At 46.6% G+C, this 6,784-nt stretch carries 5 protein-coding genes, 1 tRNA gene and 1 pseudogene; 2 read left to right on the top strand and 5 right to left on the bottom strand.

Features of this window, described 5'->3' with window-relative positions:
• Window positions 1–83 precede the first annotated feature (83 nt).
• Window positions 84–770, bottom strand: a complete 687-nt coding sequence (locus AT710_08845; GenBank protein KUO90534.1) for a dolichol kinase — start codon at window positions 768–770, stop codon at window positions 84–86.
• A 288-nt stretch (window positions 771–1,058) separates the two neighbouring features.
• On the opposite strand from AT710_08845, the gene AT710_08840 reads away from it, so the two are divergent.
• Together AT710_08840 and AT710_08835 are read left to right on the top strand one after the other, a co-directional pair.
• Window positions 1,059–1,170: transfer RNA gene (locus AT710_08840), tRNA-Gln, on the top strand.
• 152 nt (window positions 1,171–1,322) lie between these two features.
• Window positions 1,323–3,065 (top strand): hypothetical protein, encoded by a 1,743-nt coding sequence (locus tag AT710_08835; GenBank protein KUO90533.1) that lies wholly within the window; start codon window positions 1,323–1,325, stop codon window positions 3,063–3,065.
• A 38-nt stretch (window positions 3,066–3,103) separates the two neighbouring features.
• On the opposite strand, the gene AT710_08830 is transcribed toward AT710_08835, so the two are convergent.
• The 4 genes and pseudogenes from AT710_08830 to AT710_08815 form a co-directional block, all read right to left on the bottom strand.
• Complete coding sequence (locus AT710_08830) at window positions 3,104–3,739, bottom strand: hypothetical protein (GenBank protein KUO90532.1); 636 nt, start codon at window positions 3,737–3,739, stop codon at window positions 3,104–3,106.
• Between the two features lie 2 nt (window positions 3,740–3,741).
• Window positions 3,742–4,446, bottom strand: a complete 705-nt coding sequence (locus tag AT710_08825; GenBank protein KUO90535.1) for an acetyl-CoA synthetase — start codon at window positions 4,444–4,446, stop codon at window positions 3,742–3,744.
• Complete coding sequence (locus tag AT710_08820; GenBank protein ID KUO90531.1) at window positions 4,439–5,839, bottom strand: CoA-binding protein; 1,401 nt, start codon at window positions 5,837–5,839, stop codon at window positions 4,439–4,441. Before AT710_08820 ends, AT710_08825 begins: the two co-directional genes overlap by 8 nt.
• A 224-nt stretch (window positions 5,840–6,063) precedes the next feature.
• Window positions 6,064–6,784, bottom strand: a pseudogene (locus AT710_08815).

Here is a 6,784-nt window from a genome sequence, read left to right as displayed (position 1 = left end):
GGCGGGGAGGAGGTCAGGAGCGATAACTATCTTATTATAAAGCATTTTCATTTAGGGCAAGTTACTTTTCCTCATAGAGTACATTAGCCATAAAGACTCATCATTAAGCCAGGCGCTAAGAAGTGCCCCAGCACTAATGTGGCCGAGGCAACAAGCGGTATGGCTATGTTATCATCAATTATGGGTTGCTTCTCCGATAATGTGGCTAACACTGCTGATAAAATACCAATATAGCCAAGCACTGCCCCTATGGGTATACTTACTATAAGCATCGCAAGGGAACCCTCCCATCCCTTTACCCTTCTCCTATACCTTAAGTTCCTAATTATGCCGGTTACTCCATCGCCCCAAGACATATAAAGAAGCGGAACCGTTGCCAACCAATAGGTGGGGTCAATAAACCAAAGAGTGAATGCTATTATGCCCCACGCCAATGTGAAATGCACCTCATACATATTATCTGGATCCTGGAACCAACGATACAGCTTTCCAGTGCGGTGAGGTATATATACAGCCATAGTTAATATTATAGCCATCAATAAAGGTAGAACCGGCTCCCTGAAAACAATAGGTAACAGAACCGCAACTACGCCTCCACCAAGTATATGAATGACTTTTCTTCCAAAATACGTGCCTGACCGCTCTGGGTAACCCCTCCTTATGGCCGCCTCATACGCTTTCTTAGCCAGATAAAACGAGACGAATATCACCCATAAAAGAAGAACAGCAGCATATGGAGCATCATGAATTACAGCTACCTTCATCCACATGATGGGGACAGAACGGGCGGATTTAAAAAAATCACGCTGAATCAAATGATCCCTTGAAGCCTTGGTTACTTCCCTTTACCGGTGGCGTTAATCTCTTCCCTGATTTCTTGGGAGAAGAAAGCCCGGCGATACCAGAGAATAACCGAGCAGCACCAGTAAAGCCCAAAATCATCCTGCCTCAAACTAGATTCGCCGCTTCCTTTATCTAGAAATGAAGCCGCCAAACACATATTGCACATGATATGCTGTAGTAAACCTTAAAAATGATTTCTGTCAAGACTTCATTAAGGGCCCGTAGCTCAGCATGGTAGAGCGGCGGTCCTGGTTAATCGGGAGGCCGAGGCTTTTAACCTATGGGGAAGACACCCGTAGGCCGTGGGTTCAAATCCCACCGGGCCCGTCAATCCTTTTAAACCAGCAACTGTATAGAGTGATGTGATGATTACCCAGGGCCTGATTATATGATGGTTACTGACCTTCGCTGATTCTCGTTGATAATAATGACCACATTAGCTAGCAGTGCTTAAAAGGCGCATTATATTGATCTCCTTAATGCAATTATTAATATCGAGAACAGCCATGATAAGCAACATGATCACAAGCGCATTAATTAATGATCTTGACGTAGTATGGTTCCCTGCGCCTCGACTTGATTCGCCATCCGTCTTCGCAAAGATATTGGATGAGAAGAGGGGTGGTCACTGGAGTATAACTTTTCAGGGAGCGGTCTCAAGCATATCGCCTAAGTACATTGAGGGGACCAATGTGCTTCGAACGACTGTAAGGTCTGAGAAAGGCGAGATAAATGTAATTGATTTCATGCCGATAGGAATGCCGGCGATAATGAGGATAATAAATGCTCCTAATGACGCGGAATATAAAACGGAATTCAAGCCAGTAATGAATTATGGCTTAGTGGAGCCATACGTATCTATAATGAGGAATGGCGCTCAATTCATTAATCCATTAGATGGTGGCCTAATGGAATTAATAATACTAGAGGGCAATTGCTCCAAGTTAAGCGACGAGACATGGAGATGCATTGGTCCAGCAAAATTACTTGGGCACTATGCAAGAAGCGTTAAGACTAGTATATTGGGTGGAGGCAAGAGCGTTGTTTACTCTATGATTGGAGAAGCTCTTAATAAGGTGATGCAGTACTGGAGCAATAAGAATGTTAAAAAGGATAATGGGCTTTACTCATCATCAATAACTTTCTTACTCTCCATGGTACATAGATTCACTGGAGGAATAGCGGCCTCGCCCACGACATCTCTTCCAGAGATAATTGGAGAGGGACGTAACTGGGACTATAGATTCGTCTGGGTACGGGATTCCTCGCTTGCCGCTAAGGCATTGATAGAGGAGGGATACATAGTTGATGGTAGGGGGGCATTGAACTTCCTATTAAGCGTTGTTGAGCCCACGGCTAAGCCGTTTGATCACCCATTCTATGGAGTCGATGGATCGCCTCCAGGGGATGAGGAGGAGATCCCTTGGCTGAGCGGTTATGGCGGCAGTAGACCCGTGAGAATCGGGAATGCGGCATCTACGCAACTACAGTTGGATATTGAGGGATGGTTCATGGATGCATTATATGCTTATTACGCAACAACCAGGGATGACGTCTATATTCGTAATTATTGGTGGGTAATTGAGGCAACCGCCGAATGGTGCTCCAAGTCATATATGTTGCCCGATGCCGGGATGTGGGAGGAGAGGGGGGAGGCGAGGCACTATACTCATTCTAAGGTAATGATGTGGGTGGCGCTGGATAGGGCGGCTAAGTTGGCCATCGAACTGGGTTTTAAGGATGAAGGCAGCGAGTGGCGCGCGAAATCAATTGAATTAAGGGAGTACATATTAAGTAATCAGCCTAATATGTTCACTAAATATTTTGGCTCTAGAGACGTGGATTCCGCATTACTTGCACTTCCGCTATATGGTTTCATAGATTCAACAGACAATAGATTCATAGCTACCCTACAAGGAATAGAGAGGGAACTAGTGAAGGATGGACTCGTGCTTAGATATGCACGGGATTTTCTAGGCCCTGTAAAGCATCCCTTCATCCTCACCAGCGAATGGTTGGCTATGGTATATGGATTAATGGGCAGAAAAATCGAGGGAATCAACATAATCAGGAAAATAGAGAAATGCAGGTCCATAGTTAACCTATTGGGGGAGCACCTGGATACTGAGACATGTGAACCAAGAGGTAATTACCCGCATATATTTAGCCATGCAGGTTACTTAATTGCAAGGAAAAGCCTAGGACTAAATATCATTGAATAATTATTGACTTAATATGAGCATGACTGACCTCCTCCGCCCTAAAGGGCGAGGCTTGCCGTTCGTTTTATCACATTAATCGCTTCGCAAAGATCCTTTACATGTATTGCTCCATTTATTGGATTAAGCGACATCACTAGTCCAAGGCCTGCTGCTCTATATGCCTCCACATCATATATGGTATCGCCAATACCATATGCTTGCTTAGGCATCACATTAAACCTATCCAGCGCTAATCGAATGGGTAATGGGTTTGGTTTTCCCTTTTCCACATCATCGCCAGCCACTACATAATCTACTTTCTCCAATAACCTGGTTGCCTTTAATACGGCCAATGCCGATGAGCGGCTTGATGACGTGACCACCGCAGCCATCATTCCAAGTTCATGGGTCTCATCCAATAACTCCATGGCGCAGGGGAATGGATCCAAGCCATTACTGAGTAAGTCCAAGTAATACATTGTTTTTAATCTAACTAATCGCCATGCTTGAGGACCGGCGCCGACTAGGGCAGTAGCTATATCAATGGCCCTTCTACCCAAGAGATACTCAACGCTGATGCTCCTCACCTCATCTAGGAGACCTAGATCAGTTAATTCATCTCTCCAAGCCTTTAAGTGAAGAATTGCAGTATTGGTTAATGTTCCATCTAGATCAAGCACTCCTAGCCTAAGCATCATTAACACTTCAACACGAACCTGGCATCAGCGGCATATGCGCCTCGTCCCTCCTCCAATGCTATTACTGGATTAAGATCGGCCTCCATGATTTCCTCATTCTCATCAATTAATAGGGAAAACTTGACCAAGGCAGCGACCAATGCCTCTGAATCCCTCTTGCTCATGCCCCGAAAACCATTAAGTAGAATTGAGGCACGGGNTTCCCTAATCATTGCTCGAGCATCATCCTCGCCTATAGGCGACACGCGTAGCGAGACATCCCTCAACACTTCTGTGAAGACGCCGCCTAAACCGAAGGCAATGACGCCGCCGAACATGTCGTCCCTCGTGGCTCCAATTATGGTCTCCAACCCATTCGGCACCATCCATTGAACCAAGACCCCGGCAACCCTAGCGTATGGAGCCTTCGCCTTTACATTATTCATCAATTCATTAAAGCCCTGCTCCACCTCATCCTCGCTCTGCAATCCCAGCACAACGCCGCCGACGTCACTCTTATGGAGGATATCTGGCGAAACTACCTTAAGCGCAATGGGGAAACCGATCCTGCGGGCCGCATTAACGGCCTCTGCAGCGCTATTGACGAATGCATGCGGAGGCTTGGGTATACCATAAGCCTCAAGTAGGTCTAGGGCCTCGTGCTCCAGCAGCTTCGTTCTTCCTTCACTGCAAGCTTTCCTAATTATGCTTCTTGCATCACTCATGGATCTCACCCACTACCTTAGCATACTCGGTTAATGCCCATAAAGCCTTGGCTGCCCTGTCCGGCGTTGCATAGACTGGGATGCCGCCCTTATCTAGCGCATCATTGAATCTAGCCATGAATTCGTTTCCACCAAATGAAACCGCAACCACGGGTTTACCGTATTTCTTGGCTTCTATGATGTAATTAGCTAAGTTAACTGTGAGCCCGGGAAGCTGCATTAGCGCTATGACCATAGCCATATCCACGGAATCCGTTGGAAGAATCTCCTCTAGAACTGACTTATACATCTCATCAGTTGCGCTTCCCGTTAAGTCAATTGGGTTACCAACGACGGCTAGGGGGGGCAGTATCTTCCTAAGTCGATCCCTTTGGGTCTCTGGAAGCTCAGGCACCATGAGCCCCAGCGGTTCCAGCGAGTCCGTTGCTTGAACCCCCATTCCACCACTGTCCGTCAGGATGAGCACTTTCCTGCCTCTCGGTAATGGTTGCGTGGCAAGTGCCTTAGCCATGTCAAACATATCCCTTAGGCTCGATGATTCGATTAGGCCGGCCTGCTTAAATGCTGCGCTATATATTTCATAATTCCCAGCGAGAGCCGCCGTGTGGCTAGCCACTGCTCTCTTGGATGCTCTTGACCTGCCCGCCTTATATATTATTATTGGTTTTCTCTTGCTCACTTCCTTTGCTGCTTCCATGAATCGCCGCCCTTCCCCTGGATACTTGAATCCCTCCATGTACATGGTAATCACCTTCACCGATGGATCCAGAGCAAGGAACCTCATTAGATCGGTCTCCGTCACATCCAGTTTATTCCCGTAATTAACCGCGATCCCTATGCCGAGGTTTCTTCGAGCCGCCCAGTCAAGTATTGATCCGGCCACGGCGCCTGATTGGCTTATTAAAGCAAGGGGTCCAGGCCTTGGTCTGCCCATTCTCTCCTCAGGTAGAAAGAATGTATCTAGACCCGTTGATGCATTAAAGACCCCTATACAGTTAGGACCTAATATCCTTACCTTGCCAGCGGATTTCTTGACCTCCTCCTCCAGCCGTGCACCTTCCTCGCCCACCTCGCTGAATCCTCCACTTATTATTATCGCAGCCTTAGTTCCAGCCTCCGATACTTCCCTCATAACTGATGGAACTAAGGGCGCTGGGACTACTATTACTGCTAAATCAATGGGCTCCCCTATCTCCTTTATTGAAGGATACGCCTTTATTCCATTAATATCCGTATATCTCGGATTAACCAGGTAAAGCTTGCCCCTATACTTCTTGGCTAAATTAATGGTTATTATATTACCAATGCTGTCTCGTCGCAGCGTGGCTCCTATAACGGCCACAGAGGAGGGATTAAGCAAGGCATTAATGTAATCCTCACCGCTTAATGACATGATTAAAAGGGAGAAGAAAGCCCCTTAAAACAATTATCGTGGTACTCCCTTATCCATTTAGGATAAGGATTCTCCGCTGCATTAGAAGATGCTGCTGGACGAAAAGTAACCTAGGTTACCTGTATCACCAGAAGAATTAATCTAGCATTAAGCTGAGCCCATTTCATTGATCCCCAATAAATTGAAAAATATTGTTTTTATTTTAACTTAACATTATCTTGGATCTAAATCCAGCCTCTTGCCTGCATTGCGTCCCTAACCCTCTCCACAGCGGTTATCACGGCTGCATCCCTCATAGTAGCATTTGATCCTAGGGCTGTGAATTTATTCATGGTTCTCTTAAAATTATTCACCAATATTCCNTCGAGNCGCATTCGCGTTTCATCCTCATTCCAGATGAACCATTGCAGATTCTCGACCCACTCCAGGTAACTCATGATGACTCCGCCGGCGTTAGCCAATATATCTGGTACTATTGTGACTCCCCTCTTTGACAGCATAGCCTCGGCTTCCGGCGTGGTTGGTCCATTTGCTCCCTCCACTATTAGCTTGGCCTTAATGTTTCCTGCATTGTGTTCAGTTATTGTGTTTTCCATGGCGCTAGGCATAAGAATGTCTGAATCAACTACTAGGGCATCCTGGGGCTGAAGCTTGCGGCCTCCCTCATACATAATTACCTTGCCTGTTTTATTCTTTACCTCAATCAGCCTCTCCACATCTAATCCATTGGGATCATGTACTGTGCCGGATGTATCTGCGACGGCCACTACCTTGGCACCCATTTTATTAGACCAATAAGCAGCCCATTGGCCGGTATTGCCGAAGCCATGAATGGAAACCCTCGCCCCACTTAAATCCCCCTTACCTAATTCCCGCCAGGCCTCTCTAGCCATAACCGCAACGCCAAATCCAGTAGCATACTCCCTCACCGGGTTGCCCCATAGC

The sequence above is a fragment of the Thermocladium sp. ECH_B genome, from assembly GCA_001516585.1.
Taxonomy (GTDB): domain Archaea; phylum Thermoproteota; class Thermoprotei; order Thermoproteales; family Thermocladiaceae; genus Thermocladium.
Note: the sequence above shows the minus strand (reverse complement) of the source record. Positions and strands in the feature narration are given on the sequence as shown.

What these genes read in the sequence shown, in the direction of transcription:
- AT710_08845 (KUO90534.1), bottom strand. Translation starts at nt 770, where the DNA reads ATGTGGATGAAGGTAGCTGTAATTCATGATGCTCCATATGCTGCTGTT.
- AT710_08835 (KUO90533.1), top strand. Translation starts at nt 1,323, where the DNA reads ATGCAATTATTAATATCGAGAACAGCCATGATAAGCAACATGATCACA.
- AT710_08820 (KUO90531.1), bottom strand. Translation starts at nt 5,839, where the DNA reads ATGTCATTAAGCGGTGAGGATTACATTAATGCCTTGCTTAATCCCTCC.
- AT710_08830 (KUO90532.1), bottom strand. Translation starts at nt 3,739, where the DNA reads ATGCTTAGGCTAGGAGTGCTTGATCTAGATGGAACATTAACCAATACT.